This is a genomic window from Stenotrophomonas sp. FSL W7-1447 (assembly GCF_037966425.1).
Classification (GTDB): domain Bacteria; phylum Pseudomonadota; class Gammaproteobacteria; order Xanthomonadales; family Xanthomonadaceae; genus Stenotrophomonas; species Stenotrophomonas pavanii.
Genome location: NZ_CP150199.1, coordinates 2,582,171 through 2,608,957, shown reverse-complemented (window position 1 = coordinate 2,608,957; position 26,787 = coordinate 2,582,171). Strand labels below are relative to the sequence as shown.

The 26,787-nt window shown below is 67.5% G+C and carries 29 protein-coding genes; 8 read left to right on the top strand and 21 right to left on the bottom strand.

The features are described 5' to 3' along the window. Positions 1-15: 15 nt before the first annotated feature. The 12 genes from NSQ78_RS12310 to NSQ78_RS12255 form a co-directional block, all read right to left on the bottom strand. Complete coding sequence (locus tag NSQ78_RS12310) at positions 16-975, bottom strand: cation diffusion facilitator family transporter (protein WP_049467175.1); 960 nt, start codon at positions 973-975, stop codon at positions 16-18. 69 nt (positions 976-1,044) lie between these two features. Beyond that, entirely contained in the window at positions 1,045-1,629 is a 585-nt protein-coding gene (locus NSQ78_RS12305) for an AprI/Inh family metalloprotease inhibitor (RefSeq protein ID WP_064238619.1), read from the bottom strand. Positions 1,630-1,819: 190 nt separating this feature from the next. Then, on the bottom strand, positions 1,820-2,077 hold the full coding sequence (locus NSQ78_RS12300; RefSeq protein ID WP_057494852.1) for a hypothetical protein: 258 nt from the start codon (positions 2,075-2,077) through the stop codon (positions 1,820-1,822). Beyond that, positions 2,074-3,423 carry a hypothetical protein gene (locus NSQ78_RS12295; protein ID WP_064238618.1) on the bottom strand — a complete coding sequence of 450 codons (1,350 nt, stop codon included), beginning with the start codon at positions 3,421-3,423 and terminating at the stop codon, positions 2,074-2,076. The genes NSQ78_RS12300 and NSQ78_RS12295 overlap by 4 nt, the downstream gene beginning before the upstream one ends. A gap of 20 nt (positions 3,424-3,443) precedes the next feature. Further along, positions 3,444-4,583 carry an SPFH domain-containing protein gene (locus NSQ78_RS12290; RefSeq protein ID WP_049467182.1) on the bottom strand — a complete coding sequence of 380 codons (1,140 nt, stop codon included), beginning with the start codon at positions 4,581-4,583 and terminating at the stop codon, positions 3,444-3,446. Between the two features lie 101 nt (positions 4,584-4,684). Next, positions 4,685-5,569, bottom strand: coding sequence for an NAD(P)-dependent oxidoreductase (locus NSQ78_RS12285; protein WP_080473136.1), 885 nt, complete (start codon positions 5,567-5,569; stop codon positions 4,685-4,687). Positions 5,570-5,620: 51 nt separating this feature from the next. Then, positions 5,621-6,904, bottom strand: a complete 1,284-nt coding sequence (locus NSQ78_RS12280) for a transporter (RefSeq protein ID WP_064238617.1) — start codon at positions 6,902-6,904, stop codon at positions 5,621-5,623. Between the two features lie 46 nt (positions 6,905-6,950). Next, positions 6,951-7,700: a hypothetical protein gene (locus NSQ78_RS12275; RefSeq protein WP_064238616.1), complete on the bottom strand. Its 750-nt coding sequence runs from the start codon at positions 7,698-7,700 to the stop codon at positions 6,951-6,953. Between the two features lie 13 nt (positions 7,701-7,713). Further along, positions 7,714-8,418 (bottom strand): C39 family peptidase, encoded by a 705-nt coding sequence (locus NSQ78_RS12270; RefSeq protein ID WP_339206241.1) that lies wholly within the window; start codon positions 8,416-8,418, stop codon positions 7,714-7,716. Positions 8,419-8,517: 99 nt separating this feature from the next. Then, entirely contained in the window at positions 8,518-9,834 is a 1,317-nt protein-coding gene (locus tag NSQ78_RS12265; RefSeq protein ID WP_064238614.1) for a hypothetical protein, read from the bottom strand. 43 nt (positions 9,835-9,877) lie between these two features. After that, positions 9,878-10,495, bottom strand: a complete 618-nt coding sequence (locus NSQ78_RS12260) for a hypothetical protein (protein ID WP_064238613.1) — start codon at positions 10,493-10,495, stop codon at positions 9,878-9,880. Further along, the gene (locus NSQ78_RS12255) at positions 10,492-11,022 is read right to left on the bottom strand and encodes a hypothetical protein (protein ID WP_049467194.1); all 531 of its coding nucleotides are present in this window, start codon (positions 11,020-11,022) and stop codon (positions 10,492-10,494) included. The genes NSQ78_RS12260 and NSQ78_RS12255 overlap by 4 nt, the downstream gene beginning before the upstream one ends. A gap of 396 nt (positions 11,023-11,418) precedes the next feature. Between NSQ78_RS12255 and NSQ78_RS12250 the strand changes: the two genes are divergently transcribed. Next, positions 11,419-12,771: a sigma-54 dependent transcriptional regulator gene (locus tag NSQ78_RS12250; RefSeq protein WP_064238612.1), complete on the top strand. Its 1,353-nt coding sequence runs from the start codon at positions 11,419-11,421 to the stop codon at positions 12,769-12,771. Here the strand turns inward: NSQ78_RS12250 and NSQ78_RS12245 are convergent, their stop codons facing one another. The 4 genes from NSQ78_RS12245 to NSQ78_RS12230 all read right to left on the bottom strand — a co-directional run bounded on the left by NSQ78_RS12245 (position 12,772) and on the right by NSQ78_RS12230 (position 15,596). Continuing rightward, the gene (locus tag NSQ78_RS12245) at positions 12,772-13,080 is read right to left on the bottom strand and encodes a hypothetical protein (protein ID WP_049467198.1); all 309 of its coding nucleotides are present in this window, start codon (positions 13,078-13,080) and stop codon (positions 12,772-12,774) included. Further along, positions 13,073-13,615, bottom strand: coding sequence for a hypothetical protein (locus NSQ78_RS12240; protein ID WP_064238611.1), 543 nt, complete (start codon positions 13,613-13,615; stop codon positions 13,073-13,075). The genes NSQ78_RS12245 and NSQ78_RS12240 overlap by 8 nt, the downstream gene beginning before the upstream one ends. 62 nt (positions 13,616-13,677) lie before the next feature. Beyond that, positions 13,678-14,559 carry a PD40 domain-containing protein gene (locus NSQ78_RS12235; protein ID WP_064238610.1) on the bottom strand — a complete coding sequence of 294 codons (882 nt, stop codon included), beginning with the start codon at positions 14,557-14,559 and terminating at the stop codon, positions 13,678-13,680. Continuing rightward, the gene (locus tag NSQ78_RS12230) at positions 14,556-15,596 is read right to left on the bottom strand and encodes a hypothetical protein (protein WP_064238609.1); all 1,041 of its coding nucleotides are present in this window, start codon (positions 15,594-15,596) and stop codon (positions 14,556-14,558) included. The genes NSQ78_RS12235 and NSQ78_RS12230 overlap by 4 nt, the downstream gene beginning before the upstream one ends. Before the next feature lie 91 nt (positions 15,597-15,687). Here NSQ78_RS12230 and NSQ78_RS12225 point away from each other — a divergent pair, with 91 nt between their 5' ends. From NSQ78_RS12225 to NSQ78_RS12210, 4 genes are read left to right on the top strand one after another with little or no spacing between them, the layout of a single operon-like run. Then, the gene (locus tag NSQ78_RS12225) at positions 15,688-16,614 is read left to right on the top strand and encodes a LysR substrate-binding domain-containing protein (RefSeq protein ID WP_064238608.1); all 927 of its coding nucleotides are present in this window, start codon (positions 15,688-15,690) and stop codon (positions 16,612-16,614) included. Next, complete coding sequence (locus NSQ78_RS12220) at positions 16,611-17,072, top strand: AraC family transcriptional regulator (protein ID WP_064238607.1); 462 nt, start codon at positions 16,611-16,613, stop codon at positions 17,070-17,072. The genes NSQ78_RS12225 and NSQ78_RS12220 overlap by 4 nt, the downstream gene beginning before the upstream one ends. 10 nt (positions 17,073-17,082) lie before the next feature. Next, the gene (locus tag NSQ78_RS12215; protein WP_049467210.1) at positions 17,083-17,508 is read left to right on the top strand and encodes a VOC family protein; all 426 of its coding nucleotides are present in this window, start codon (positions 17,083-17,085) and stop codon (positions 17,506-17,508) included. Next, positions 17,505-17,735, top strand: coding sequence for a hypothetical protein (locus tag NSQ78_RS12210; protein ID WP_064238606.1), 231 nt, complete (start codon positions 17,505-17,507; stop codon positions 17,733-17,735). The genes NSQ78_RS12215 and NSQ78_RS12210 overlap by 4 nt, the downstream gene beginning before the upstream one ends. Before the next feature lie 7 nt (positions 17,736-17,742). Here the strand turns inward: NSQ78_RS12210 and NSQ78_RS12205 are convergent, their stop codons facing one another. Then, entirely contained in the window at positions 17,743-18,438 is a 696-nt protein-coding gene (locus NSQ78_RS12205; protein ID WP_049467213.1) for an HAD family phosphatase, read from the bottom strand. Positions 18,439-18,568: 130 nt separating this feature from the next. Here NSQ78_RS12205 and NSQ78_RS12200 point away from each other — a divergent pair, with 130 nt between their 5' ends. Next, entirely contained in the window at positions 18,569-19,474 is a 906-nt protein-coding gene (locus NSQ78_RS12200) for a hypothetical protein (RefSeq protein ID WP_064238605.1), read from the top strand. Between the two features lie 18 nt (positions 19,475-19,492). Here NSQ78_RS12200 and NSQ78_RS12195 read toward each other — a convergent pair whose 3' ends face one another. After that, positions 19,493-20,233, bottom strand: coding sequence for a DNA/RNA non-specific endonuclease (locus NSQ78_RS12195; RefSeq protein ID WP_064238604.1), 741 nt, complete (start codon positions 20,231-20,233; stop codon positions 19,493-19,495). A 799-nt stretch (positions 20,234-21,032) separates the two neighbouring features. On the opposite strand from NSQ78_RS12195, the gene NSQ78_RS12190 reads away from it, so the two are divergent. Both NSQ78_RS12190 and NSQ78_RS12185 read left to right on the top strand, forming a co-directional pair. Beyond that, positions 21,033-22,607 carry an alpha/beta fold hydrolase gene (locus NSQ78_RS12190; protein WP_064238603.1) on the top strand — a complete coding sequence of 525 codons (1,575 nt, stop codon included), beginning with the start codon at positions 21,033-21,035 and terminating at the stop codon, positions 22,605-22,607. A gap of 278 nt (positions 22,608-22,885) precedes the next feature. Further along, complete coding sequence (locus NSQ78_RS12185) at positions 22,886-23,779, top strand: retropepsin-like aspartic protease (protein ID WP_064238602.1); 894 nt, start codon at positions 22,886-22,888, stop codon at positions 23,777-23,779. A 17-nt stretch (positions 23,780-23,796) separates the two neighbouring features. Here the strand turns inward: NSQ78_RS12185 and NSQ78_RS12180 are convergent, their stop codons facing one another. The 3 genes from NSQ78_RS12180 to NSQ78_RS12170 are packed head-to-tail and all read right to left on the bottom strand — an operon-like array spanning position 23,797 to position 26,786. Continuing rightward, positions 23,797-24,816: a sugar kinase gene (locus tag NSQ78_RS12180; protein ID WP_064238601.1), complete on the bottom strand. Its 1,020-nt coding sequence runs from the start codon at positions 24,814-24,816 to the stop codon at positions 23,797-23,799. Between the two features lie 10 nt (positions 24,817-24,826). Next, positions 24,827-26,014, bottom strand: a complete 1,188-nt coding sequence (locus tag NSQ78_RS12175) for a GDSL-type esterase/lipase family protein (protein ID WP_064238600.1) — start codon at positions 26,012-26,014, stop codon at positions 24,827-24,829. Positions 26,015-26,033: 19 nt separating this feature from the next. Continuing rightward, on the bottom strand, positions 26,034-26,786 hold the full coding sequence (locus NSQ78_RS12170; protein WP_064238599.1) for a glucose 1-dehydrogenase: 753 nt from the start codon (positions 26,784-26,786) through the stop codon (positions 26,034-26,036). Position 26,787 lies beyond the last annotated feature (1 nt).

Genomic DNA, 26,787 nt, shown 5'->3' with positions numbered 1-26,787 from the left:
CGCGCAGACAGCGTGTCATCGTGGTGCGGAAGCGGGCGCCAGGGCGGCGCGCCGGGCGGCATAGACCTCGGGCGTCTGCGGCTTGATGAACAGTGCCACCAGTTCCGGATACTCGCGCTTCACCGCCGTTTCGATCCGGGTAATGCAGGCTTCGATCTGTGGGGTCTGCCGGTCATCCTCGAACTCGGCGCTGAGCATGGCCACTACCTGTTCCGGGCCCATCTGCATGGTGGTCACGCCATTGGCGCGACGCAGGTCCGGATCGGTTTCGGCCACGGCCATGATCCGCTCGGCCACCGCCGGATGGGCGGGCTCTCCCACCAGCAGGCCCTTGGTCTCGCGGGCGAGAAGGAAGGCAGTCGCAGCCAGCACGCCGGCGATGCACAACGAGGCAACACCATCGAGCACCGGCATTTCGAGCAGCTGGGCGGCCAGCAGCCCGGCCAGCGCAAAGCCGAGGCCGAGCAGGGCGGCGCTGTCTTCCAGCAACACGGTGAAGGTGGAGGGATCCTTGCTGCGGCGGAACGCTTCGAAATAGCCGAGTTTGCCCTTGGTCCGGCGGAACTCGCGCAGCGCCACCCACCAGGACGCACCCTCGAACAGGATGGAAATGCCCAGCACGCTGTAGCTCAGGGCATGGTTGCGTGCCGGCTCGGGATGGCGGATGTGCTGGATGCCTTCGTAGGCCGAGACGCCCGCGCCGGCCGCGAACACCAGCAGGGCAACGATGAAGCTCCAGAAGTAAAGCTCGCGGCCGTAGCCGAATGGGTGCACCGGGTCCGGCGCCTTGCCGGCGCGGCGCAGGCCGTACAGCAGCAGAAGTTCATTCAGGGTGTCGACCAGCGAATGCACGCCCTCGCTGAGCATGGCCGAGCTGCCGGAGATGCCGGCGGCGATGAACTTGGCGATCGCAATGGCGAGGTTGCCCGCGAGCGCGGCGTAGATGACAAGGCGGGAACCAGTGGGAGCGGACATTTCGGCGAGCGGGCGGGGCGGACGCCTGATCTTCGCGGTCGGCGCGTGCCCGCTGCGTGCACGCTACGCTCAGCGCCCCTTGGGGTTGAGATACAACCGCGCACCGTCGGATTCACGGAACCCCGACCAGCGCCCGCCGCCCGACGTGCGGAAGCGCCCGAATACCGTGTTGCTGGTATCGGTGAGCAGCAGCTGGTTGCCCGACAGCACCCAGCGGTTGGCCGAGAAGAAGCCGTCCGGGCAGCCGGCGGGTACGTAGGCGCTGTAGCCACCGAACCACTCGATGCTCTTCAGTTCGATGGTGCACGTGCTGCCGTTCTCCTGGCCCAGCGTCCAGCTGCCGAACAAATCGCCTTCGCGCACGCCGCGGCCGCCGCGCTGGCGGTCGTGGTCCCAGTCATCGTTGTTGTCGTGGAAGCCGAAGTCCACGTCCAGCCCCTTGCTTTCACTGCGCGTCTCGGACTGCGAGCTGCCGCTGGTGGTGGTCTGCGTGGCCATCGCACCACTGCTCTGGGTCTGGGTACTGCTGGATTGCGTGGTCTGCTCGGTACGGGAGGTCTGTTCACCGAAGCCGAACGACGCGTCCTGGGCAAGGGCGGGCAGGGCCAGGAAGCACAGGACGGACAGGCAGGCACGGGCAGGAACGGCGGCCATCGCAGGATCCTCGGCAGGGTGGATCGCGCGAGTATCGAACCGGTGGGGTGGGAGACGGCGTGAGGACGCGCCCAAGGTGCTGTCTACTGAAAGGTAGTGCCGGCCGCTGGCCGGCTCCCGCTTGGCGCCCAGAAACCGAAGGAATGCCGGCCAGCGGCCGGCACGCCCCGCAGCCAGGCTTGGCCTGGCTCTATCCTTCGGGTTTCACCCGAGCGACCCGTTTCCGGTACTCGTACACATTGTCGCCGCGGATGCGCTTCTCCTCGGTGCCGGTGACCCGGCCCACCTGCTGGTCCGAGCCGGTGACCGGCTTGGCCTCGATGGCGGTCTCGTGCTCGAAGGAATGCGATTTATCGGTGTTGCGGTAATAGCGGTACAGCGCCCAGTACAGCGCGGTTGCGCTGGCCGGACCTGCCGCCAACAGCCAGAGGCCACTGTCGTCGCTCATGTGGTTGCCACCAGGAAGGCAATTGCGAGGGCTTCAATGATAGTGCCGGTGGCCAGTGCCGCCAGCAGCATCTTCCATTGCTGCACGGGCACGCTGCCCATGGTTTCGCCGGTACGGCCGTTCACCGCAATGTAGTGCAGCATGCCGCCGTTCTTTCCAGGCTGGTGGTAGGAGTACAGCCACACCGGCAGGTACATCGAGACCCAGCGGGTGCCGTGCACGTCCAGCTGTTCCTGTTCCCAGCGCACGCCACGGTTGTAGCGCCTCACCGACCCTTCCACCTGCGCACGGGCGATCGACAGCAGCTGGTCTTCCAGCCGCGGCCGCAGCTTTTCCACATCCAGGTTGCGTTTTTCAGAGGTGAAGCCGGCCAGGTACGAGGCGTTCCACTTCACCGCGTTCTTGGTGTCGAACGGCAGGATGGTGTTGATGATGTTGTTGGTGTTGGCGCGGGTATCAAGATTCCCGCGCTCGGCCGAGGATTCCAGCGGCAGGTCATCGACGGTGAAATCCACCTGGCGCTCGACCTGGTAGACATCGGCATCGTACAGGGTGCGCTTGTTCTTCTCGCTGCCCACCGTGTACTCGCGCGTCTTGATCTCGCCCTTGCCGGCCACGGCCGCGCTGACATTGCTGTCGACGATCATGTAGGGCAGGAACACGCCCACCACGTTTTCCGGGGTGAACTGGTCCTTGAACGCCTTCAGTGCGAACATGCGGCGCTTGTCGACGAACTGGCGGATGCGCGCGACCGCATCGTCCTTCCTGATATGGAACGGCAGCACCGCATCGGGCACCGCGCCATTGCTGATCTGTTCGTTGACGCCGAACACATGGCGGCACCAGTGGCAACGCGCCGTCATCGTGCTCTCGGTATTGACCGTGACCTCGGCGCCGCAGCCGGTGCATTTGAACGTCATCAGTGCCGAGGTGTCGGCATCGATGTCACGCGCACCGGAGGCGATGACCGTGCCGCGCAGCTGGTCGATGGCCTCGCCCAGGCCGAATTCTTCCTCGACCCGCGCGCCATGCCATTGGTGACGGCAGTACAGGCAGACGAGGATGTCAGTGCCGGGCTTGGGACGGATGTCGCTGGCGCCGCACTTCGGGCAGCGGTTGAGGCCGTCCTTCAGTTCGCTGGCCGAGGTGTCGATGGCCACCGGGTCAGGCGCTTCCACTTCATCGCGGATGGCCTGCGGCAGTTTCGAGGTGTCCAGCGGGAAGCTGCCGGGCAGGGGAGGGACGTCCTGCGGCGAACCGGGCCCATCCAACGACGCCGCCGGCAGGGGCGGCGTCGCGGGCGCGGATCCGGGCAGCGGCGGTGGGCCGTTTCGGGGATCGGACATGTGGGTCGTGCGTCCTGCCGTTACAGGCCCAGTGCCTTGGCTTTCAGGGCGTCATAGTCGCCCTGGGTGATCAACCCCAGGTCCAGCATTTCCTTGGCCTTCTTCAGCTTGGCCACCGGGTCGTCCGCGGCCGGGGCGACCGGCTGCTGCATGCCGCCGACACCGAACATCCCCGAGGCCATGCCGACGCCGACCAGGCCTGCGGCACCGCCGTTCTCGCCGGCCGACTGGATGCCCTGGGCGACGCTGGCCTGCAGGTTGGAATTGCCGCGCGAACCGGACAGGGCATCGGCACGCTGCACGGTCTTCAGCAGTTCGCGGGTGTTGGCGTCGTACTCGATCGAAACGATGGCGGTCTTGACGATGGCCAGGCCACGATCGCTCTGCCACTGATAGGCCTGCTCGACCGCAGCCGACAGGCTCTGCGCGAAGCCGATCGAATCCTGCTGCAACCGGGTAATGCGGTTGCCCTTGCCCGGATCGTTGGTATACAGGCTGAAGGCCGGGGCCAGCGAACCGACCACTTCATTGAACAGCTGGCTGGCGGCGGCGTTGTCCAGATCGGTGAAGTCGAACACCTGGCCGGGCTGCAGGTAGCTGGCCGGCACGAAGTTCTTCACGAACAGGATCGGGTCGACGATCTTCAGCGTGTACGAGCCGCGCGTGACCGCGCCGACCTGCGTGTTGAGGAAGCCGTCGTCCCAGTAGATTTCCGACTGGGTACCGAAGCGGTTGTCCGGCAGCTCCTTCAGCGAAACGAAATAGGCAGCCTGCTGCGAGCCCGGCTGGCCGCCGAACTTGAAGCGTTCCCAGCTCTGCTTGATGAAGGTACTGACCAGGCCGTCGCCGGCGAAGATCGACTGCGAGTTCAGGTCGTCCGAACGCCACTCGTAGCCACCCGGTTCGGCGACGAACGCGGTGATGGCGCCGTCCTGGAACAGCAGCAGGCCGTAGCCCTCTGGCACGATGATCTTCGAGCCGTTGCTGATGATGTTGGACGAGCCGCTGGTGTTGGAGCCGCGGCCGGCGTTGGTGCCGCGCGGGACCGCCGCGAACAGGGCCGCCGTGGAAGGCAGGCCCGTCGGCACGGTGTAGAAGTCCTTCCACTGGTCGGCCAGGACGCCGCCGACCGCACCCTTCACCGCCTGTACCAGACCCATGTCCAACTCCCTGTGATTCAAGGGCAGGCACCATGCCTGCCGAACTGGACTGAATATAGCAGCGGCCAGCGACCGCTGTGGTGCCGGAAGATGAATCCGGATCAGGCGCCGCCGGCAGCCGGCGGGGTGCCCCGGATCGCCTGCAGGACCGCCGCCATGTCCTGGCCTCCCAGGCCCATCTGCTGTGCCCGGGCGAACAGCGCATCGCTGGCGTCGATCAGGGGGGCCTGCATGCCTGCCTCGCGCGCCGCCGCAGCCACCAGCCCGCTGTTCTTCAGCACGTCGGTGATCGAGGCCTGCACGGCGAAGTCTTCCCTGAGCATCTTGTCCAGCTTGATCCGCGATACGTCGCTGGCCATCGGCCCGGCGTTGAGCACTTCGGCAAAGCGCTCCAGGGCAATGCCGTGGACCTCGGCAAAGCGCACGGCCTCGCCCAGCGCGGTGACCAGCGTGATCAGATACAGGTTCACCGCCAGTTTCATGCGCAACGCCGCGGGTACCTGGCCGCACGCCACGCACTGCCGGCCCAGCGGCGCAAGCAGCTGCGATGCTTCTGCAACGTCAGCCGCATCGCCGGCCAGCATGATGACCAGCTGCGCGGACTCGGCCTGAAGCCGTGAACCGGAGACCGGCGCCTCCACGTAGCGCCCGCCGGCCGCGCGGATCTGTTCGCCCAGTGCCTGGGAATACTCCGCCGAGCTGGTCCCCATGTTGATCACCAGGCGGCCTTCGACGCGGGCAGCGAACGCAGGGCCGTTTCGTGACAGGACCGCGTCGATGGCCGGGTCGTTGGCAAGCATCAGGACGATCGTTGCGCATGCATCGAACACGTCCCCGGCGGCCGCTGGGACGCGGATGCCGGCGGCGCGGGCGGTGGCATGGTTGCGGTCGGAGCGGGACCAGCCCCAGAGCATGTGGCCGGCGCGCGCCAGGTGCGCTGCCATGGGCATGCCCATGACGCCAAGGCCGATGAATCCGATGGGCATGATGGGCGTCCACTGGCGGCAGGGACGCCATCATGCCACGGCGCCTCGCCGCTACAGCATGTACGGAATCTTGAATGCCAAGGTGAAGTCGGGGGCATCCGGGGTCAGCCCGATGCCCAGCAGTGTGACCAGCGTGGTGTGCGCGTTGAGCGCATAGGTCACGCCCAGGTTCAGTGACGCCGCATTGGCGTCGCTGCCGATCACCTTCATCCACTTTCCACCCTGGAAACGGGTGGAGGCATGGGCGCTGATGCGGTCACTGAAGGACAGGCTGAGGCTGGTGCGCTCGTTGAATGCAAAGGCGACGCCCGCACCGAAGTAGACCGAGCCGCCCAGTTTCACGTCACCCGGGTTGAGCGTATCGGGATTGCTGTCGATGTCACTGAAGCCACGCGGGAACGAATGCACATAGCCGAGGTTGGCGAACAGGATGGCCGGGTCGGCGGTCTTGACCATCGACAGGCCCACATTGGCCTGCCACACGCCATTGCCGGTGGGCTGTTCCTTGGGCACGGCGAAGCGGATGTAGTCATCGTCGTCGCGCTCGATCACCTTCCAGTCCAGGCCGTAGGGTGCGCGCCCGGTGGGCGCGGTCACTCCGGCGGTGAGCACGGTCTCCGGGCGCCAGCCGCGTTCGCCGAACAGGCGGTAGTTCGCGCTCAGGCCAATGTCGCCGAGGCCGTTGCCGTTGGTCTGCTCCTGCGCGATGGCGGCTGCCGCCCCCCCGGCGCCACCCTTCTGGTAGACCGTTCGCCTCGCCAGGTACGGCACATCCAGGTTGAGCGTCAGGTTCGGGCTGACGCCCCAGCGGGCGGCCAGGTTGTAGGTGAGCGAATCGGATTCAACGTTTTCGATGGCGATGTTGCCGAGGAAGATCGCGTCCAGCGCCAGGAAGCCATTGAGGGTGAGCTGCTTGCGGTCGTAGCGGGCGTAGGTGAGGCTGTTCTCGACCGTGAAGCGGCGCGAGAACAGCGCCGACTGCTGTTGCTTCACATCATCCACGCTGCGCCGCGATTCCTGCCTTGCCTGCTGTGCCTCGGCGGCGCTGCTGGCATAGCCCTCGGTGCCCGGCGAAGCCTGCGCGGTCGGGCCTTGCTCGCCGGCTGCAGGCGGGGCCATCGGTCCGACCTTCCCGCTCAATCGCGCCTGCATCGCCTGCACCTGCATGTCCAGTTCGCGCAGCCGTCGTACTTCCTGCGCGTAGCTGGATTTGAGCTGCTCCAGCTGGTTGGCCAGGGCCTGCACGTCAGCGCCATCATCCGCCGGTGGTGTGGCGAAGGCGGTGCCCGCCAGCGCCGCCAGCGCCAACGGGGTGATCCTCATCAAGGTGTGCATGTTCGTGTCCTGCGTTGTGGAACGCTCCCCCAACGCCGTGCCGCTGTTACCGGCCCGGCCCCATGCCGCGGTTCAGCGCGATTGCCTGGGCCACGTTCTGGCTCAACGGCAGGTTGCCGCCCACGGTGTCCCGTACCAGCTCCAGCCGCAGCTGGTTGCTGGCGATCTGGCCGTCTGCGGCCAGGGCGATGCCCTGGCCGACGCTGCCATTGCGTATCCATTGCTGGACCAGGCCTTGGCCATCCACCTGCAGCTGCAGGCGAGCCTGGTTGCCGTCCAGCACCGCGGCGGCCGACATGCCGGCAGCCTGCGCACTGATCGAATGCAGGCCGTCACCCAGCGGGGCCGGCACCGCGCCATTGCGTACCACCAGCGTGGTCGCATTGCGGGCGACGTTGCCATCCCCGGCCACCTGCACGCTCTGCACCAGGCCGCTGGCATTGGCCAGGCCGCTGCTGTCGATGTGACGACCCTGCGTTTCCGGCAGTGGCGCGTCCGCAGCCGTCACGTGCACGCTCGGCTGGAAGCTCAGCGTCGGGCTGCCGCCGCCGCGGAAGTCCATGCCCAGGGTCAACGCACCCTGCAGCACGCTTCCGTTGCCGGCCTGCCACTGCGAGACCATCGTCACCCCGAACCACGCCACGGTATTGCCGCCCACGGTGTAGCGGCCACGCATCAGGCTCAGTTCGGGATCCGGAATCTCCTTCAGGCCGTGCCCGGGCGTAGCCTCTGCCGGCTGCAGATGCAGGGCGGGGCATGCCAGCAGCAGGACCTTCAACAGGCGGTGGCGGAACATGGCGAAGCCTCCTTCAGAACAGGTCGGCGTGGCTGAAGCCGAAGTCGACCAGTTCGGCATCGGTGATGGGCCCCTGTCGCGCATAGAGCGCGCGGGCACTGGGCCGTTCGCTGGGTTGCAGCAGGACCGTGTTGCGATCGAAATCACTGCCGATCACCACGAAAACCGCACGTGATGGCCAGGCGGCCAGGAATTCGGGCAATGCCAGGCTGCGGTTGCCCAGGATCGGATCGGCCACTTCGACCATGCCCTCGCGCACCTGCTTGAGCACCACGAAGTGGCGGAAGCCGCGCACGTCCATCAGCACAAGGCCGGGAACGCGAAGTGTGCCCAGGCGCGCTTCATCGATGCGGTAGCCACGCCCACGCATGCCCAGCGATTCCACATAGCGCTTGATGTCGAGCAGGGAAAAGCCGCGCTCGGCCACCAGCGCCGGATCGGACACCCCCATCATTCCCTCGATCACCGTCGCTTCGTCGGTCTGCAGGTGGTAGGCATGGCGCAGGATCGTCGCCAGTGCAGCGGCCCCGCAGCTGTAATCGGTATGCTGCCGCACCACGTTGCGGTAGCGCCGTTCCTGCATGCTTTCGACCTTCTGCTGCAGCAGCGCGCCGTTGGGCAGCACGCCGGCGAAGCCGACGTCGCCCGCCCGTGCAGGCGCACCGCCCAGCAACAGCACGCAGGCCAGCAGGCACAGCGAGAGACGGTGGCCGATCATCGCGTTCTCCGGCAGCAGGGGGGAGCCCCTGTCCCAAGGGGGAGGAGGAACAGGGGCTCCCGGGGACCCGGTCGTTGGCGGACGGCCGGGGTGGTGCGCTTACTCGCCGCTGCCGCCACCGCCGCCGGTGCCGGGCTGGGCGACTGCCAGGGCCAGGCTGTTGGCCTGCAGATTGCCGGTGCCCGCCGCCACGTTCACGCCGATGTTGCCGGAGGCACCCGAGAAGGCGCTGCCGGACAAGGCCGACGTGTTGGTGGCATCCACGTTCACCCAGCGCGTGGTGCTGACCGTGCCGCTCAGGCTGGCGTACAGATCGGCCACGCCCAGTTCGACGAACTGGCTGGTGCCGCTTTCACGCGTATCGAAGCCCAGGCCGCCCACCCCCGGCCGGTTGGGGTTCATCGTGGCGTTCTGGATCTCGTTGTCCAGGTCGATGTGGCCGGTACTGTTGCCACCGGGATGCGGCAGGGCGCCGTTCCATGTATCCAGGTAGTAGTTGGCCATCTGGTAGGCGTTGCCGGTGCCGCGATAGGTGCCGGCGCCATAGCCCCAGGTCAGGCCGCTGACGCCGCCATGCAGGCCGACCTGCACGGTATCGGTATAGGACTGCACGAAGCCGGCGTTGCTGACCGTGTTGCCGGTGGACACCTGGTTGGAACTGATGCTCGACTGCGCCATTGCCGTGGTCGCGACCGAGGCCGCGAGCGCGTTCTTCTGCTCGTTGTTGTTGCCCGAAGCGATGTTGACGCCGATGTTGCCGGACGCGCCGCCGAAGGCATTGCCACTGAGGCCGGCGGCGTTGGTGACGCCGGAGTTCATGGTGGCGTTGCCGAATCCAGCCTGGTTGACGAACACCTCGGCGTCGGCCATGCCGAAGCTGAAGGACGCATCGGCAGCAGACAGCGAGGCCGCGTTGTCCTGGGCATTGTTGTCGCCGGAGACCACGTTGAAGCCCAGGTTGCCGGAGGCACCGGCACCGACGCTGTCACCGATCGATGCACGGTTGGTCACCAGGCTGTTGCTGGTGGCGTTGTTGCTGATCGACTGGCGGTTGTCGATCACCGCAATGGCTGCAGAATCGAGGTCGATGTCGCCGGTGATGTTCGGGTCGCCGGAGAAACTGATGTCGGTACCCAGCCGCAGGTCCTTCTCCAGGTTCACGTCGACGCCGTGGTTGTTCTTCTCCTTGCGCTCGTCGGCCTGGATGTTGCTGTGCTTCTGCACATTGACGTTGACGGTGCGGTTGCGCACGTCGTTGTCGGTGTGGTTGTGGGTGTCGTTGCGGGTTTCGCTGACGGTGTGGGTGTGGTTGATGTTCGCGTTGGCGTTCTGGTTGTCCCAGCCATTGGCCGCAGCGGCGGTCGAGGCAGTGGCAATCGCCGTGGCGAGCATGGTCCGTTTGACGGTCGCTTTCATGGTGCCCTCTCTCTCATCGGGTGGTGCATCGGTTGGGTGGTCGTCACGGACGGTCCTGCACGACCAGGCCCAGTACATTGGCCGTGTCGTTGCCGTTGCCCGCGATCTGGTTGAGTTGCAGGACACCGTCGAATCCCCGCAGCGCGGTGCTGGTGACACCGGCGCTGCGGGTGCCGGTCGCGGTGCCGTGACCGGCACCCTCCCGCTCCCCTGCGAACGCGTAACCTTCGGCAGCCAGGGCCGTATCGTCGGTTTCGCGTATGCCCTGTCGCGCCAGCGTCGCACTGACGACGTTGAGCGTCGTGTTGGCGATGCCACTGGCCTGGTTGATGGATGCGATGCCGCTGGCACCGGCCAGTGCCGTGCCGTCAATGATGGCGGTGGCGTGCAGCGGTGCACCCAGCTCGCGGTTGCCACCGCGCAGTTGTCGGTTGCTGATCGATACGTCGGCATGTTCGCCAGTGGCGATGCCGCGCAGGTTGGCCTGCAGGTTGAGGTCGCCGGCCGCCTGGTTCACCGCAATGGCGCCGCTCGCACCGGCCAGTGCATGGCCGTCGATGCGGGCAACGTCCAGGTAGGCGAGCATGCCGCTGTAGTCATCGGCCTGCGCCATCAACGGCGTGGCGGACAGGATCAGCAGCAGCCAGCGCACCCGCTTCACTTGCCACCTGCCGGGGCCGGGCCCTGCAACGGGAACTGGGCGAGGGCGCCGCGCACAGTATCGGCGACACCGCGGGTGCTGCTGCCGACCGCGCCGAGCGGGCCACCCAGGGCGCCCCCGAGACTGCCGCCGACGTTGCCGTCGCCACTGCGGCCGAGCGTGCCGCCCAGGGCCTGCTGGGTGATCCGTTCGACGGTGGTGCCACCGGGTGCGGCGACGGACGCCGACTGGCCTGCACCGATGCCGGCATACTCTTGTTCGCTCAGTTCATCCATCCCGCTCGCCGCACCAGCGGTGCCCAAGGCCATGGCGATTTCGCGCTGCGGCTTGGGATCGGCGATCAGCGCCATGCCCGGCGGTGCCATGCGATAGGCTGGCCGCGCCGATACGTCCCGCAACAGCACGATCTCGCCGGCTTGCGCCTTCACGCCCTGGCGGGCACCGGACGCGGAGGCGCCGGCGCCGATCGACAGCAGGGCCAGTGCCAGTGCTGTGGCGGGGCCGCGAAACAGGGTGGTGCCGTTCATGCCGACCTCCCGCGATGGGTGCGGCGGAACAACGCATCAACCGTGCCAACCTCGAAGTGTCCGGCTGCCAATGCCCTGGCCGTGCTGCGCTGCACGCTGCTGCTGCCGCCGTGTTACAGGCACGACGCGGGATTGTTGGGATTTCGGAGCCCCAGCCACCGCAGGGCTTGGGCGGCGGACGACTGTCGCAGGGGTGTTACAGGTCGCGCCGCAGTGTGAAACGGCGCCGCTTCAGCCGGGAATTTCTTGACGCACTGCTCATTGCGCCACCGTTTAGGGAGGCGCTAGGATCCGCCCAACAAGGGCCGCCGCGGTGGCCGTAGAGGTCCCGGCGGGGGGCGGCACGCCGGTGATTGCCTGACAGTCCGCCGACGGTGTCCGGATGCTGGGGGAAGCATGGCAGCGGTCCCGGAGGCTTCTACGTCACGTTGCGTGCTCTGGTTCGGCGAGCCGCTGGCGGACGAGCGCAGTGCGCTGGCGGCCGCAGGCTGGTACGTGCGCCGCATCCATCCCGACCCGGCGATGGCGATCGGGCTGCGCGGGCGTGATCGACTGCTCGCCGTGCTGGATCTTCGCCATCTGGATGCGCCCGCACTGCAGTTGCTGGCGCCATGGATCGAACACCACGCGCATCTGCCGTGGCTTGCGGTGCTGCCGCCCGGTGCGGGGCCTACGCCTGCGGCGTGGCTGCCCTTGCTGCAGCGTTGCATCTCGCGGTTCACCCTGCCGTTCGGCCTGCAGGACCTGGTGGCTGCGATGCGCCAGCAGTTCGACGCCGATGATCCATCCGCCGACGAAGTGTGCAACGGGCAAGGGCCGCGCACACTGATCGGCGAGAGTCCTGCGCTGCACGCGGTGCGCACCGTGCTGCACAAGTTCGCGCCGGTGGAACTGCCGGTGCTGGTCACCGGCGAAACCGGCACCGGCAAGGAACTGGCCGCACACGCGCTGCATGCGCTGTCGGGGCGTGCCGGCAGGCCGTTCATCGCGGTCAACTGCGGTGCCATTCCGGCCAGCCTGGTGCAATCGGAGCTGTTCGGCCACGAGCGCGGCTCGTTCACCGGTGCCGACAAGCGCCAGATCGGCGTATTCGAAGCCGCATCCGGCGGCACCGTGTTCCTTGACGAGGTGGGCGACCTGCCAGCCGAAGCGCAGACCAGCCTGCTGCGCGTGCTGCAGGAAGGCACCTTCGAGCGCGTCGGCAGCAGCCAGCCGCTGCGCGCGGACGTGCGCGTGCTTGCTGCCACCCACGTCGAACTGGAACACGCGGTGGCGCAAGGGCGGTTCCGCAGCGACCTCTACTACCGTCTGAACGTGCTGCGCCTGCTGATGCCGCCGCTGCGCGAGCGCGGCGCCGATGTGCAGCTGCTGGCTGAACATTTCCTGCGCTGCTTCCGGCTGCGCCACAGCGTGCGTGCACGTGGCTTTGCACCCGCTGCGCTGCAGGCGATGCGGCGTTTCGAATGGCCCGGCAACGTGCGCGAACTGCTGAACCGGGTGCAGCGCGCGGCGATCATGGCCGAAGGCGAGCTGATCAGCGAGCGTGACCTCGAACTGGGGGGACCGGTGCATGCGCCGGGGGCGATGCTGCACGATGCCCGCGGCCAGGCCGAACGCGATGTGCTGCTGCAGACCCTGCGCCAGACCGGCTACAACGTCTCCGAATGCGCGCGGCAGATGCAGATCTCGCGGGTGACCGTGTATCGCCTGTGCCGCAAGCATCGGCTGGAGCTGCCGGCGCAGCGCTGATCAGCCGGCCGGCACGTGCTTGAACAGGCGCAGTGGCCTGCCTGGAAGACGCTCGATCACCCCCTTGGCCTCCAGGTCCAGCTGCACGGCCTTCAGCCACCAGCCCGCCGTGGCCCCTTGCGGAAACAGCGAAGCGGGCAGGTGCGGCAGCAGCGCCTGCTTCGCCTGCGCCACCGTCATCCCGGGAGGTTGCCTGGGCAAGGCGCGCAGCAGGGCCGCGCGCATGGCCGTGTACTTGGCCCGATCCACGCGCTGGATGTGCCCGGGCGTGGTGATGCTCTCGATCTCGATCCGCTCGGGCTCAGACATGGCTGTCTCCCGCGATCTCGATGCGTGGGCTGCGGAAGCCCATGGCGATCCACGCCTTCAACAGTCGGGCATAGAACCGCAGCGAGTGGGTCTTCAGGTTGGGCACATCGTCGGGAAGGACAGACGCGTCGGGAAGATCGTTGACCATCGTCCGCATCTCCACGGCGGGGCGTAGCGCGTCCGGCCACAACAGGCCATACAGGCTCAGCCAATGGCCACCGCTGAACTCCAGGAAGAGGGGCGTATTGCAGCAGCCCGCCACGACGCGGCGGCTGCCGGCCGTGCTGGACAACCGCCACGCCTGCAGCCGGGAATGCCCGGCGTCGATGCGGACGCGATCCTTGCGCTGCATTACGAAATGCGTCTGGCCCTGAGGCCCCAGCACCTGCGGTGCGCCGGGCACCGCCTGCATCCGGGCGCCGGCCCTGCGGCAGCTGTCGCAGCAGCATTCTACGGTGGCGATGGGACGGCCGGTGGTGGTCAGGCGGACCTGGCCGCACGTGCACGCAAGGGACTGTTGGGAGGGCATCTGCATCTTCTCCTGGGGTACTCAACCTCTCGACGAACGGGCGCGTGGGAAATCGACACCACCTGCCTTCAGGGCGGCACCATCCGGTAGCGGACGCGGTACAGGTCCAGTCCCTCGCCGCCGGCGCGCCGCGCCGAATAGGTCAGCGTGTCGCGGCGCGAGCCATCCAGCATCGCGCCGTAGCTGTCGCCGCCGGGCTCGTTCAACGGCGAGGGCAAAGCGTGGCCCGCGTCGTACCGGCCGCCATGGTCGTAGGCAATGAACTGGCGCACCGGTGCACTGCCGAAGTCCAGCGCGCGGGCAAACACCACCGTTCGCCCGTCGCCCAGGAAGGTGGCATCGAACTCCTGCGCTGCGGTATTGAGGTCTCCCGCCAGCGGCCGTGCCGGCTGCGCGACGCCGCCGATCATCGCCGCGCTGTAGAGGTCATGGCCGCCGGCACCGTCCGCACGATCGCTGGAGAACAACAGCGTACGACCGTCTGGCGAGAGCATCGGCGCGAACTCATCGGCCGCGCTGTTCACTGCGGGGCCAAGATTGACTGGCTCCCCGAATCGACCGTCGCTGCCCCTGCTGACCCGATACAGATCGTCGCCGCCCTGGCCGCCTGCGCGATCCGAACAGAAATACACCACGCGGCCATCGGCGGAAAAGGCGGGATCGAAGTCACGGCCCGGCGTGTTGAACGAGACCGGCGTCGCCGGCTGCCAGCGCTGCCCATCGTGGTGGGAGACCCAGATGTCATACCCGCCCGGACCGCCGGGCCGGTTGCGGCTGAACCACAGTGCGGTTTTTCCGTCCGGGCTCAAGGTCAGTCGAATCTCGTCGTACTGCGTGGATGCAACACCCGGGGCAAAGCGTTCGGCGGGGCCGACGATCTGCAGCGGCCTTGATTGAGACGCGGCAGGCGACGCAGCAACCAGCAGCATCACGGCCAGCAGCGCCTTCATGCGCGTCGCTCGAAGTCGCTGACCCAGTTGGTTTCCCAACTGCGTCCACCATCAGCCGAGGCCGCCTGTTCCCAGCGCGCCGAACGCGGGGTGATGCGTGACCAGAGCACCCGCGTCTGGATCGCGCGACCGTCGTGCAGGTCTTCGCCGAAGAAGCGCCCGACACCGGCCTCGAAGCCACCACGCAGTGGCGCGCCGATCCGGGTCGGCTCCCGGCCATCCAGCCACCAGCTCAGCCAGTGCTGCCCGGTTGCGTCCCAGGCGCGGATGCCCATGCCGCGCAGGGGCGCCCCAGGCACGTCCATCAGGTTGTCACCCACGTTGCCGAATCCCCCCAGCACCGGCCAGTTGTACAGGGTGCCGCCGAACGTCTCCCAGGCGTCGCTGCCTGCCAGCCGTGCACGCAGGCGGCGATGGCGCACGTTCCAGTGGCCCGCCAGGAAATCAAAATCGGCCGGCGCATCCGGCAGCACCGGAAGTGCCGACGGCACCGCAGCGGTGCGGTGGAACCAGTTGCGCCAGTTCACTTCCCAGTGCGCGCCCCCATCAGCGGAGAAGGCCTGTTCCCACCACGGCACTTCGCCATGGATGTCATGCCAGCGGAACCAGACGTCGATGGGGCGCCCCTTGAAGTGGTCGCGTCCGCGGAAGCTGCCGCCATCGCCGTCGAAGGCGCCCCGCACGGGCGCTTCGATATGGGCAGGGTTGCGGCCATCGATCCACCAGATCGACCACGTGGACGACACTGGATCAAACGCGCGCACGCCCAGGCCCCTGTAGGGACCGGAGGGTAGCGCCATGACGTTGTCATCGATGGTGCCGAGCCCGCCCAGGGTGAGCCAGACCGCGCTGGCGCCGGTGAAAGCCTCCCAGCGGGTATCGCCCACCAGGCGCTCCTTGAGGCGTTGGTGCCGGACCTGCCAGTTGCCCTGCAACCATTTCCAGTCAGCGGTGGGGCTGGCCAGGGCCCACCCGGAGGGCAGCGCGCTGGACGTTGTCGCTGCGGCCACGGTGGCCAGGAACTGCCGTCGATCCATCTGCGTGATCCGTTACCGAAGGTGCTTCGATCGTTGCGGGTGCGAGGGGGATTGACCACGCGGATATCGGGGCTCAGGCTAAGCCACACTTATGGTGACCCAACGCCAGCTGCCATCGCTTGTCGCCATCCGCGCCTTCGAGGCGGCGGCGCGGCTGGGCAGTTTCGCCCGCGCCGCCGAAGAGCTCGATACCAGCGCAGCATCGGTGAGCTATCACGTGCGCCGGCTGGAGGCGCAGACCGGCACCTGCCTGTTCCTGCGCCATGCACAGCATGTGGAATTGACCGCCGCCGGTGCGAGCGTCGCAGTGGAGGCCACCCGGGCCTTCGACGCGCTGCGCGCCAGTTTCATGCGTGCCGCTGACATGGATGCAGCACGACTGCGCCTGTCCGTGCTGCCGACGCTGGGCACCAGCTGGTTGACGCCGCGCCTGGGCAGTTTCCGCGCGCGCCATCGGAGCATTGTGCTGGAACTGGACCTGTCGGCAGAACCGCAGGACCTGGCCGCCGGGCGTTTCGATGCCGCCATCCGCAACGGGCAGGGTGCGTGGCCCGGGCTGCAGGCCACACCCCTGTTCCCCAGCATTTTCACCCCGCTGTGCGCACCGGCGCTGCTGCCGGCGGCGGCCGGGCTCGGTCGCCGGGCGCTGGACGTTCCGCTGCTCGGCCGGCGCGACTGGTGGGCCCTGTGGTTCTCCGCACAGGGCGCAGTTCCGCCGCCGGCGGAGGAGAGCTTCGTCAGTCCTTTTGCGGTGGAGCATCTCGATATCGGCGCCGCCATAGCGGGTCAGGGCATCGCCATCGGCTCGCCGATCCTGTTCCAGGCCGAGCTCGACAGCGGCCGGCTGGTGCAGGCACATCCGGGTGTGGCCGGCGACGGGCGCAGCTTCTGGTTCGTGGCGCCCACTGCACGGAGCGGCAGCGCCAAGGTCACTGCATTCCGTGACTGGCTGGTCGAGCAGGCCGGCGAAGCGCGGCATGCAGCACGCCATCAACTGGCCCGCGCCAGCCTGCCATGAACCAGAGCCCCGAACTGCTGCGGCGCCTGCTGCGCGCCAAGGACCGGATCGACCACGCCAGTCACGAGGACTGGCCAGTGGCCCGCCTGGCCGAGGTCAGCGCCGTATCTGCCGCGCATTTCGCGCGCTCGTTCAAGCAGGCCTTCGGCCTGCCACCGCATCGTTACCTGCTCAGCCGCCGCATCGAACGGGCCGTGGCGATGTTGCGTGACACCGATCTTCCGGTCACCGAGATCGCCGCGCAGACCGGCTGGAGCAGCCTGGGTACCTTTGGCCGCATCTTCCGCGACATCACCGGTGACAGCCCGGGCAATGTGCGCGAGCGCGAGCGCGCAGGCCAGGCGAGGTCCGCCAGCGTGCCGGAATGCCATGCACGCGCCGCGCAGCGCCCGGACCTCAAGACCGCAGTTTTGGAGAAGCGCCGTCGCCAAGCGGTTGCTAACGTGGACCCCACCTGAGGGAGGTCCCATGACAAACACGGTGAACACGGTCGGCCTGTATGTACGCGACCAGGATGAGGCGCTCGCGTTCTACGTCGGCACGCTCGGCTTCGAAGTGCATACCGACGTGCGCAATGGCAGCTACCGTTGGCTGACGGTGCGCAGCCCCGGCCAGGATGGATTCCAGCTGGGGCTGTTCGTGCCCGGTCCACCTGCCCACGACGCGGCCACTGCACAGGCGCTGCAGCAGCTGGTCGCCAAGGGGGCGATGCCGCCGCTGGTACTCGCAGTGGAGGACTGCCGCGCGCGCTACGCGGAATGGCAGGCAAAGGGCGTCGAGTTCACCCAGGAACCGGTCGAACGCTACGGCGCCATCGATGCGGGGTTCCGCGACCCGTCCGGCAACGGCTGGAAGATGATCGAAGCCCGCTCCGAAGCGAGGCGCCGTCCATGAGCCGGGGTCGCTGGGCGCGGCCCGTGCATCGCTGGACCTCGATCGTCTTCACCCTGGCGGTGATCGCCAACTTCGCCGTGCGTGGGCTGGGGCACGGCGAGCCTGCAGCGTGGATCACCTATTCGCCGCTGCCGCCGTTGTTCCTGCAGCTGTTCACTGGCCTGTACCTGTTCGCGCTGCATTACGCCGGGAAACGCCGCAGCGCCGCACTGGGCACTGCGGGCTGAGGCCGCCTCAGGCGGCGACGTCGGCGGCGTAGGCCGCAAGCAATGCCGGCAGCTGCTCCATGCGCTGGAAGATCACTTTCGCGCCCGCAGCGCGCAGGGCCTCGGGCGTACTGTGGTGCGGGCCGCCTTCGCTGAAGCCGAACACGGTGGCGCCAGCGGCAACGCCGGCAGTGGCGCCGGTAACGGTGTCCTCGATGACCGCACAGCGCGCCGGGTCCACACCCAGCGCGGCGGCCGCGGCCAGGTACACGTCCGGGTGCGGCTTGGTCCGCGGCATGTCCTGGCCGCTGAACACGTTGTTGCCGAAGGCATCCAGCATGCCGACCTTGCCCAGCTGCAGTTTGACCTTGAACAGGTCGGCGCCGGAGGCGCAGGCAATCCGGCCACCGGTAGCCGCAGCAATTGCTCGCACGGCCTCGGGCGCCCCCTGGATCGGCTCCAGATCCCGTTCCAGCGCCCGGTTGCGCTGCTGGCGGAACTCCTCCAGCCATTCCTCGGTGAACGGCTTGCCGGTGCGCTCTGCGATCAGCCCGGCCAGATGGGCCACGGACTGGCCGAGGAAGACTTCACCCGCCTGCGCCGGGGTCAGCGCCCAGCCGCGAGCGGTCAGCATTTCCGAAAGGACCCGGGCCACCAGTGGCTCGGAATCGACCAGTACGCCGTCACAGTCGAACAGCACGGCATCGAAGGGGAAACGGGACATCTACTACTCCGGAACAGCCAAAAGGGCGACGTACGCGTCATTTTCCCACAGCAGGGCGGGCAGGGCACGCTGGCCACAGGAACGCTAGACTGCCGGGGACACCCCGCCCAGTGCTGTACGGGAATACGACTTGAACCGATTGCGATCATTCTTCGGTGCTTACCCCATCCAGTTCGCGATCGCCGCCAAGCTCTACGTGCTCTGCCTGGACCTGCCCGTAGCCCTCCGCTTGATCGCATTCGGGTATCGCCTGGGGCCGCCGGAGGCCTCACGTGAAATCGGCAACGCGGTGGCTGAGCTCGGTTTCCGCCTGAGTCTGTTTGCCGGGGCGGCGGTACTGGTGTCGATGCTGCTGTTCGGGCGCCGCGGCGCGCTGCGGATCCGCCGCCCGGTGATCGCTTCGATCGCCTTTTTCGGGTTGCTCGTCGTGCTGGATCGCGCCATGCGCATTCCGATGGCGCAGTTGCCGTTTCCAGTCTACAGCGTCGCAGCCATCAGTCTGGCTCCGCTTGCGCATGCACTGGTCCTCACGCTGCTGGCCTTGGTGCCGGCGCTGCTGATGCAGCGGCGCATCCGTGCCGAGGGCGTGCACCATCACCTTATCAGTGCCAGCATCGCCGGCGCGGTGACGCTGGTGGCCGGTAGCTGCCTGCTTCCCATCCTGGCGTTGCACTTGCCTGCGGCAATCTCGCCTGGCGAGTTCATCATGCCGGTTTTCGATGGGCCCGCGCGGTTGCAGATTGCCAGCCTGATCCTGCTGGTGTGCTGCGCACTGGCCACGTTTGCCGGCCTTTGGGCCAGCGAGCTGTCACCGCGACCCGCATCGATGCTGCGCACGATGGTGGTGTCGCTGGTCCTGCTTGCTACCTCCCTGCTGATCAGCCTGGCCGGCGTGGCGTACCTGCTGCGAATGCTGTCCGCTGGGATACCGGCGATCGGGCGCGGGCTTGCCTTGGTCGTGCTCATCGGCGCCGTATTGCAGTTCCTGTTCGCCAGAGTGCTGGCGTCACGATGGCTGCGCGTACAGGCATCGTGACGTTCCTCTACCCGCCGATCAGCCCAGGTCACACCCGGCCGGCTGCGGCCAGGTGGTGGCCGGCAGCATGTTCTTCAGCGAGGCCGGTGCGTTGATCGCCACGTAGCTGGCGCCCAGCAGTTCCTCCAGATCGGCGATCGTCACCAGGTAGTTGTCCAGGCTGCCCAGGTTGGCCTCGTTGGGGATGATCCAGCTGATCGCCTTGGCGGTGCCGGTGTTCGGGTCGCGGGTGATGATCGTTTTCCAGAAGAACTCCGGCGTCGGGATGCCGTGGCTGGTCAGGAAATAGTCGTTGGCAGCATCGCCGTACACCACGCCACCGTAGACGTCCACCGGCGCGATGTCGCGGTAGCACTCGGCCACGTTCTCGGCCTTCACCCAGATGCCCTGGTTGAAGCTGGACACCTGCGGCACGATGTTGGTCATGTAGTTGGCGCGGCGGATGTAGGTCGCGTCGTAGTCCATGTGGTTGGACGTGACCAGGTGGCCACGGTCATAACCGGACTTGATGCTGGCATAGGACGCGGTGCTGGTCTGGCCCAGGCAGCCGGCCGGCAGGTCCGGGTCCTTGTAGAAGCTGGACGGCCGTGCGGCGGAGCCGGTATCGGCCGTGAGCGTGTACTCGTAGCGGGTGGCGCTGTGGATGCTGCAGTCATAGGTGAGCACGAAGCCACCCTTGTTGAGGGTGACCACCTGGGCCTGGGCAGCGCCGGCGACGGCGCTGAGGACGAACGCGAGGAAGAAGCTTGCAAGGCGCATTGCGGTTCTCCAGCAGAAGATTCAGGACGCAGCCACCCGTCACGACCTGGCCGTGGCAAGGTCATGCAGAGATGCTGCGGAGACGGGTGCTTCGGATTGCGGTGGGACCTGACCGCGCTGTTGGGCCATCAGCCCTGCGGTGTCGTAAGCGTCACAAGCTGTCGTCTTTCGGTCAACGACGAAAAGACGAAGCTGTGACCGCCCGCAAGCACTGGAGAGGTGTCAGATCACGCGGCCGGTGGCTGACATGCGCGCGTGCTAGGCGTCGTAGCACAGCGTGTACGCGACTCGATACCATGCGAGGCACTGGGGAAAGCCGTGGCATCGAGCGTGGGGAACAATGAGCAATGAGATCTTTGCGGGGGCCGCTGTTGCCGCCCTCATCGGAATGGCAATCGTGGCTGCGCTGCGTCGACAGAAGCGTCCGCCACATCGCAGTTTCAAGTGTGGGCGATGCGGCAGCGCGGCACTGCACGACGCACGTACCATCGGCGCCTGGCGGGACGGGAAGCAGCGGTTCTACTGCAGCACCTGTCATGCAGGCTGGTTGCGATCACGCCCGCAGGTCGCCACATCGCGCCGTAGGGAATCCGGGTGCTTGGGCGCCGTCGGCATGGTTGTGTTGATGCCGCTGGCGGGCCTTCTGGTATGGGTGATCCAGCGCGCCTGAATCTGATTTCGTATCGTCCCCTTTGGGATGCCGGGTCCCAAGGCGCCATGCTGCGTCGCAAGGTGCCAGCCACCATGCGCACTGGTACGGTCCGATCCGTTGCACCACCACCGACGGGGAGAGACGACGATGCGCAAGTTATTGCTGCTGTTGATCCTGCTGACCGGGCTGGCGCCCACGGCCCATGCGGCCACGGTCAAGACCACCCATCGCACCCTCCCGGGCTGGGATGGCACGCCCCTCGGGGCCTTCGTCATCGAACCCCAGGATGGCGGCGTTGGGCGCTATCCGCTGCTGGTGATGCCCAGCAGCTGGGCGGTCCCCAGCGTGGAGTACGTGGGGGTGGCGCAGTCGCTGGCGCAGCGCGGCTATGTGGTCATCAGCTACAGCTCGCGCGGCTTCTGGGAGTCGGGCGGCAGCATCGACATCGCCGGGCCCGCCACGGTGGAGGATGTCAGCGCCCTGATCGACTGGGCGCTGGCCAACACCCGGGCCGATCCGGCAAAAATCGGTGTCTCGGGCATCTCCTACGGCGCCGGTACCAGCCTGCTGGCCGCAGCGCGCGACCCGCGCATCAAGGCGGTTGCGGCGCTGAGCGGCTGGGCTGACCTGCAGGCGTCGCTGTACAGCAACGACACTCCCAGCGCGCAGGGCATCGCCCTGTTGGTGGCCGCGGGGCTGGCCACTGGTCGCCCCGGGGCGGAACTGGCCACCATCAACCGCAATGTGCTGGTCGGCAACTATCAGGGGGCGGTGGAGTCATTGCTGCCGGTGGCGGCGCAGCGCAGTCCCGCAGCCAGCCTGGATGAGATCAACGCCCACCGGCCTGCGGTGTTCCTGGCCAACGCCTTCAACGACAGCCTGTTTCCGCCAGGCCAGCTGGTGGACTTTTTCAACGGCCTGAAAGGACCCAAGCAGCTGCAGCTGCGCCATGGCGACCACGCGCTGAACGAGGCCCTTGGCGCGTTCGGCATTCCCAACGAGGTGTATGCGGCCGTGGGCGACTGGTTCGATCACTACCTGAAGGGTGAAGCCAATGGCATCGAGCGCCAGGCGCCGGTGCAGCTGAAGTCGCAGAAGGGCAGCTGGAGCCACTATCCGGACTGGCAGGCGACGCAGACGGGCGCCGTCAGCTACGGGCTGACCGCGCCGAGCGGGCTGTTGCAGCCCACCGGCGGATTGGCGGCAGACGGGGGCGGCACCGGCTGGAACTACCGCATCGGCAGCGGCCTGCTGACGGCCGCCAATTCCGGCGTGGTGATGGCATCGGGCGCGCTGCAGATGATCAACCTGCCGCCAGGCGCCTATGTGCCCTTCGTCGGCCGCAACGCCGCCGGTGTCTGGCAGGGGCCGGTGTACTGGAGTGCACGCCGTCTGGATGGTGCGCCGGAAGTACGGATGACGGTCACGCCAAGCCGCGCCGACACCACGCTGTATGCCTATCTCTATGCCGAGGACGTGCTGGGCAATGGCCAGCTGATCAGCCACAAGCCGTACACCCTGCGGGGTGCAACGCCGGGCCAGCCCAGGACCATCGACCTGCGATTGGAAGCCAGCAGCTGGAACATTCCGGCCGGCAGCCGCCTGACCCTGGTGGTGGATACCGTGGACCTGCGCTATGCGGGCATCAGCCAGCTGGGCGGTACGCTGACTTTCAGTTCCCCGGCCAACGCGCCGTCGGTGCTGAAGGTACCCCTGCATTGAAGCAGGGCGCGCCCGCAGGGGCGGGCGCGTTCCTTTGGGCTGGAAAGCTGCGCCACTGGTGTTGCTTCCGGGCAGGGAGTGATGTTCCGGATTGCCGCTATGAAGGCGGCATGAGAGACACGGCAGCGCTGGAGGCGTGGCTCTCCGGACAGTGATCAGGTCCTGTTGGACTGCGGGTGCCGCTGTGCGGGTGCATTAAACCTTTCTGCCGGCAGCGGCATCCAACCCGCCATGAGCACGGCATCCGCTGCGGCTCCACTGGAGGAAGGACCCCTTCGATGCGCCTGCTGCCACGTACTGCGTTCCAATGCACGATGCTGATCCTGCTGGTGGCTCCCGCGGCGGGTGCTGTGGTCACCGACATTCCCTTCGAGCAGGGCAAGGATCACCGGATCTATGTGGAGGGCACGATCAACGGCTCGCGACCGCTGCGCTTTCTCGTCGATACCGGCGCCTCGGCTGTGGCGGTGGCCCGGCGCATCCAGCAGGATGCGAGACTGGTCATTGACGACCGGAGCGAGAACACCGGCTCCGACGGGGTCACGTTCCTCGACTACAGCACGCACAACGTCGTCCAGGTCGGTCCGGTGCGGAGGCCAATGGGGGCCGTAGTGGTCGACTACCAGGGTCGGCCCTTCGATGCGGTCCTGGGCTGGACGTTCTTCCAGGGCAAGGTGCTGGAGATCGACTACGACCGCAGCCTGCTGCGCGTGCACGACGCGCTCCCCGATCTCACCGGGTATACCCAGGCCCACGTGCGCTGGATCGACAATACCCCGGCCGTCCAGGTCACGCTCGGCAATGGCAGCGATGTCTTTGCTCCTTGGCTTGCGCTGGACACTGGCAGCAATGGCAGCATCGACCTGACGTACGCATTCGGCGCCCGCCATCATCTGCAGCAGGCATTTCCGGAGCGGTTGGGAACATCACAGTTCAGCGGCAGCGCCGGGCGGAAGATCCGTGCGGTGGATGTCAGGGTACCCGTGGTCGCCATTTCGGCCCTGGCGCTGAACGGGGCGAAGGCGTCGATCACGATCGACGACGAAGGTTCCAGTGGCGATGGGACGCTCGGCAGCGAAACCCTGCAGCAGTTCAACATCATGCTGGACACCCGTTCCGGTGCCATCTATCTGCGGCCGAATCGGCGCTCGGCCACCCATCGGGCGGAATGAGCGAGCGCGTTGTGCGTTCAGCGCCGGACATCTGCGCCTGCATTGTCCAGCAGCGCCAGCACCTGCGCCTCAGCGACCGGATTGAAGTCGCCGGGGATGGAGTGCTTCAAGGCGCCTGACGCCAGTCCGAACGCCACCGTGCTTTCCGCGTCGAATCCGGACAGCAATCCGTGCAGGATGCCGGCAGCGAACGCGTCGCCGCCGCCGATCCGGTCGACGATGCCAGGCAGGGGGCGCGGTGGTGCCTGCGCCCGCGTCCCGTCGCGTCCCAACAGAAGCGCGCCCAGGCGGTGATGGTCGGCACTCACCACGTCGCGCTGGGTGCAGGCCAGCCACTGCAGGTGCGGGAAGGCGGCAAACGCGGCGGCCGCAGCCGCTACGGTTCGGGCGACCGCATCGTCCTGCGCAAAGTGCAGCCCCAACACCCGTTCAATATCCCGGTGATCGGCAAAGACGATGTCCGCCCCGGCGAAGAGCTCGCGCAGGATCGCCGCGGCGTCGCCGTCCCAGCGTCGCCACAGCGAGGGACGGTAATTGCCGTCGAACGATACCCGGACACCGGCCGCGCGAGCCGCATGCACGGCACCCAGCACCGACTCGGCCACGTTGGCGCCCAGCGCCGGGCTCACGCCCGAGACATGCAACAGGTGCGCGCCAGACAGCAGAGCAGGCCACGGATGATCCTTGGCGCTGCTGTTTGCGAATGCGGACCCGGCCCGGTCGTACACCACCTCACTGGCCCGCTGTACCGCGCCGGTTGCCAGGAAGTACAGGCCCATGCGTTGATCCTCCACTTCACGCACGCCGGCCACGCCCACGCCATGCCGCCGCAGCTCGGCCACGGCATGCCGGCCCAGCGCGTTGGCGGGTACCGTGCTGACCATCTGCACCTCGTGGCCAAGGTGGGCCAGCGAGACCGCGACGTTGGCCTCGGCGCCCCCCACATGCACCTGCAGCTGCGGCGCCTGCAGCAGCAGTTCACGACCGGGCGCGCCCAGGCGCAGCAGCAACTCACCGAAACAAACGACGCGGCTCATCGGTTCTCTCTCACTCGGGGGTGGTGCAGCCCAGCATGCGCAGATCGATGGCATCGGCCATGCGCCGGTAGCCTTCGTCGTTGGGATGCAGATGGTCGCGGGTGATGTCGCTGGGCAATGATTCCGCGGCCTTCGGGTCACGCAGGGCGGCATCGAAATCGACGATGCCATCGAAGCCGCTGTTGCCGGCGCGTGCCCACTGGTTGATCGTGATGCGGGTCGCCGCCGAGACGGGCTCGTAGCGCTCGGAACCGCCGAACGGGGTCAGGGTGCCCAGCCAGGCGCGGATGCCGTGCGCATGCAGTCGCGTCGCAACCTGCTGATAGCCCTGCATCATGTCCGCCGCGTTGCGTCCGGGTACTGGCTGGGTGCCGCCACCGTGGCGGATGTCATTGATGCCTTCCAGCAGGATCACCTGATCGGCGTCGGCCACTGCAATCACATCGCGATCCAGGCGGGACAGCGCGCTGTGGCTGCGGCCAGGGTCGAGCAGCTTGTTGCCGCTGATGCCCTGATTGAGCACGACAAAGCGATCAGGACATGCCTGCTGCAGGCGCTGCGCCAACCGTTCCGGCCACTGGTTGAAGGTGCCGCGTCGCGCAGTGGCGCCTTCCGTGATCGAGTCGCCGAGCGCCACGATCACCTGCGGGCGTTCGGCGCGTTGCACCATGACGGCCGAGAACACGTTCTGCTGGTAGCTCAGCCGTACGCTGTCGGCGACGCCTGTCTGCCTGCCCTCTGCGACCCGCAGCTCGGTGCGGCGCACGGCGGGGCGGGTGGGCTGCGGGAAATAGGCACTCACGCTGATCTCCTGCAGCGCCGCCACCGGCATCCGCACCGGGTCGCTCAGCAGCGCGGCTCCGACCGGCACCTCGATGACCGCGCGGCCATCAACCGTTACCGGCAGCGGTGCGGCCTTGCCGTTCTTCACTCCCACGCGAAGGTCCTCGACCCGCAAGGGCGCCGTGCCGAGCTCGTTGCTGATGCGCAGCCGCAGCGCATCGCCACGGCTGCCAATGCGCATGTCCTGGCGCACGGTCTGTGCGGCGAACTGTACCGGCGCATCGGACGTTCCGTCCTTGCGGTCGGGCGCGGGCGCTGCCGTCCAGGCAGTGACCCACACGGGTGCGGCCCACACAGCGGGCGCCGTCATGGCGGAGCAGAGCGTCAATGAAAACAGAAGTGTCCAGCGCTGCATGGGCAGGTGTCCGCTCAGGTCAGGAGAAGTAGGTGCCGCCGTTGACGTCCAGGTTCGCACCGGTGATGAACGCCGCCGCATCCGAAGCCAGGAACACCGCCGCGTCAGCCGCTTCTTCCGGCATGCCCTGGCGGCGCAGCGGGGTGGCACCGGCGACGGCGCTGCGCACCTCCGGCTTGGTGAATTCGTCGTGGAAGCGGGTGGCGATCATGCCGCAGCACAGGGCATTGACCCGGATGCCCTTCGGTCCCAGTTCCTTGGCCATGGCGCGGGTAAAGGTCATCACTGCGGCCTTGGCCGTCGCGTAGATCGACGCGCCTGGGCCGCCGCCATCGCGGCCGGCCTGGGAGGCGAAGTTGACGATCGCTGCGCCTTCGCCCATGTGCGGCACCACTGCGTGCGTGGTCAGGTAGGTGGAGGTGAGGTTCAGGTCCATCACGGCGTGGAAGAACGCTGGATCGATCTCGGCCAGCGGACGACGCTGCACCATGCCGCCGGCCACGTTCACCAGCAGGTCGATGCGCGTGCCGAAGGCGGCCTGTGCCGCTGCGACCAGGCCGGCCACGGCTGTGGCATCGGTGACATCGGCGCGGTGCACCATGGCCTGGCCACCTGCCGCGCGGATCTGTGCCAGTGTTTCCTGGGCACTGGCTTCATCATTGGCGTAGTTGATGCAGACGCGTGCACCGGCAGCGGCCAGTTTGAGCGAGACGGCGCGGCCGATATCGCGGCCACCACCGGTGACAATGGCCACCTTGTCCTGGAACGACATG

What these genes read in the sequence shown, in the direction of transcription:
- NSQ78_RS12185 (WP_064238602.1), top strand. Translation starts at nt 22,886, where the DNA reads ATGCGCCTGCTGCCACGTACTGCGTTCCAATGCACGATGCTGATCCTG.
- NSQ78_RS12235 (WP_064238610.1), bottom strand. Translation starts at nt 14,559, where the DNA reads ATGAAGGCGCTGCTGGCCGTGATGCTGCTGGTTGCTGCGTCGCCTGCC.
- NSQ78_RS12230 (WP_064238609.1), bottom strand. Translation starts at nt 15,596, where the DNA reads ATGGATCGACGGCAGTTCCTGGCCACCGTGGCCGCAGCGACAACGTCC.
- NSQ78_RS12250 (WP_064238612.1), top strand. Translation starts at nt 11,419, where the DNA reads ATGGCAGCGGTCCCGGAGGCTTCTACGTCACGTTGCGTGCTCTGGTTC.
- NSQ78_RS12180 (WP_064238601.1), bottom strand. Translation starts at nt 24,816, where the DNA reads ATGAGCCGCGTCGTTTGTTTCGGTGAGTTGCTGCTGCGCCTGGGCGCG.
- NSQ78_RS12310 (WP_049467175.1), bottom strand. Translation starts at nt 975, where the DNA reads ATGTCCGCTCCCACTGGTTCCCGCCTTGTCATCTACGCCGCGCTCGCG.
- NSQ78_RS12210 (WP_064238606.1), top strand. Translation starts at nt 17,505, where the DNA reads ATGAGCCGGGGTCGCTGGGCGCGGCCCGTGCATCGCTGGACCTCGATC.
- NSQ78_RS12170 (WP_064238599.1), bottom strand. Translation starts at nt 26,786, where the DNA reads ATGTCGTTCCAGGACAAGGTGGCCATTGTCACCGGTGGTGGCCGCGAT.
- NSQ78_RS12220 (WP_064238607.1), top strand. Translation starts at nt 16,611, where the DNA reads ATGAACCAGAGCCCCGAACTGCTGCGGCGCCTGCTGCGCGCCAAGGAC.
- NSQ78_RS12190 (WP_064238603.1), top strand. Translation starts at nt 21,033, where the DNA reads ATGCGCAAGTTATTGCTGCTGTTGATCCTGCTGACCGGGCTGGCGCCC.
- NSQ78_RS12305 (WP_064238619.1), bottom strand. Translation starts at nt 1,629, where the DNA reads ATGGCCGCCGTTCCTGCCCGTGCCTGCCTGTCCGTCCTGTGCTTCCTG.
- NSQ78_RS12290 (WP_049467182.1), bottom strand. Translation starts at nt 4,583, where the DNA reads ATGGGTCTGGTACAGGCGGTGAAGGGTGCGGTCGGCGGCGTCCTGGCC.
- NSQ78_RS12295 (WP_064238618.1), bottom strand. Translation starts at nt 3,423, where the DNA reads ATGTCCGATCCCCGAAACGGCCCACCGCCGCTGCCCGGATCCGCGCCC.
- NSQ78_RS12285 (WP_080473136.1), bottom strand. Translation starts at nt 5,569, where the DNA reads ATGCCCATCGGATTCATCGGCCTTGGCGTCATGGGCATGCCCATGGCA.
- NSQ78_RS12245 (WP_049467198.1), bottom strand. Translation starts at nt 13,080, where the DNA reads ATGTCTGAGCCCGAGCGGATCGAGATCGAGAGCATCACCACGCCCGGG.
- NSQ78_RS12265 (WP_064238614.1), bottom strand. Translation starts at nt 9,834, where the DNA reads ATGAAAGCGACCGTCAAACGGACCATGCTCGCCACGGCGATTGCCACT.
- NSQ78_RS12215 (WP_049467210.1), top strand. Translation starts at nt 17,083, where the DNA reads ATGACAAACACGGTGAACACGGTCGGCCTGTATGTACGCGACCAGGAT.
- NSQ78_RS12225 (WP_064238608.1), top strand. Translation starts at nt 15,688, where the DNA reads ATGGTGACCCAACGCCAGCTGCCATCGCTTGTCGCCATCCGCGCCTTC.
- NSQ78_RS12280 (WP_064238617.1), bottom strand. Translation starts at nt 6,904, where the DNA reads ATGCACACCTTGATGAGGATCACCCCGTTGGCGCTGGCGGCGCTGGCG.
- NSQ78_RS12300 (WP_057494852.1), bottom strand. Translation starts at nt 2,077, where the DNA reads ATGAGCGACGACAGTGGCCTCTGGCTGTTGGCGGCAGGTCCGGCCAGC.
- NSQ78_RS12275 (WP_064238616.1), bottom strand. Translation starts at nt 7,700, where the DNA reads ATGTTCCGCCACCGCCTGTTGAAGGTCCTGCTGCTGGCATGCCCCGCC.
- NSQ78_RS12255 (WP_049467194.1), bottom strand. Translation starts at nt 11,022, where the DNA reads ATGAACGGCACCACCCTGTTTCGCGGCCCCGCCACAGCACTGGCACTG.
- NSQ78_RS12270 (WP_339206241.1), bottom strand. Translation starts at nt 8,418, where the DNA reads ATGATCGGCCACCGTCTCTCGCTGTGCCTGCTGGCCTGCGTGCTGTTG.
- NSQ78_RS12240 (WP_064238611.1), bottom strand. Translation starts at nt 13,615, where the DNA reads ATGCAGATGCCCTCCCAACAGTCCCTTGCGTGCACGTGCGGCCAGGTC.
- NSQ78_RS12195 (WP_064238604.1), bottom strand. Translation starts at nt 20,233, where the DNA reads ATGCGCCTTGCAAGCTTCTTCCTCGCGTTCGTCCTCAGCGCCGTCGCC.
- NSQ78_RS12175 (WP_064238600.1), bottom strand. Translation starts at nt 26,014, where the DNA reads ATGCAGCGCTGGACACTTCTGTTTTCATTGACGCTCTGCTCCGCCATG.
- NSQ78_RS12205 (WP_049467213.1), bottom strand. Translation starts at nt 18,438, where the DNA reads ATGTCCCGTTTCCCCTTCGATGCCGTGCTGTTCGACTGTGACGGCGTA.